This is a genomic window from Paenibacillus sp. 7541, from assembly GCF_002276395.1.
GTDB classification, from domain to species: Bacteria; Bacillota; Bacilli; order Paenibacillales; family Paenibacillaceae; genus Paenibacillus_AQ; species Paenibacillus_AQ campinasensis.
The window spans coordinates 1-541 of the sequence record NZ_NQLZ01000074.1 but is presented as its reverse complement, the minus strand read 5'-3'; the positions used below and the strand labels follow the sequence as shown (position 1 = coordinate 541).

The 541-nt window shown below is 55.6% G+C and carries 1 protein-coding gene; it reads left to right on the top strand.

The annotated features are described in order from the left end of the window. The coding region (locus CHH75_RS24460; protein WP_141235885.1) for a WXG100 family type VII secretion target at window positions 1-541 on the top strand (541 nt) is incomplete at both ends.

The window sequence follows — 541 nt, the reverse complement described above, 5'->3', positions numbered from 1 at the left end:
CGTTGAATCAGAGCATCCATACGCTGGCGTCTGGTTGGGAAGGGACGACGAGGTCCCGTTTTTATGCGGATTTCCAGAGGGCGCATCGGGAGATGACGCAGACGACCGAGCATATCCAGCGGACCAGCTTGGAGCTTAAAGCCATCGCACAGCGTTTTAAGGCCGCAGATGAGCGGGTACAACCGATCCAGGTTGCTGGACATACGCTGGGAGCATTCCCTATGATGAGAGGGCCGGCAGGTTATGGGGCTGTAGATAATGCCGGGAGAAAAGTTGAGGAATCCTGGAATGCAGTGCAGCATGAGGCCGGGGAGTTCTGGGAAGGTCTGAAGATCGGGGCCATCCAGCTCGGTAGCTCGCTAAAGGATACGGCAATCTCCTTGTTCGAGGACCCGCTTGGAACGGGGAAATCGATGCTCTATAATGCAACGATTGGGACGGCCGAGGACATTCGAGACACGGCGATATGGGCGGGCCGAATGCTATTCAGCAATGAGTACCGTGACAAAGTCGTGGAAGACACCATGCAAGAAGTCGAAGC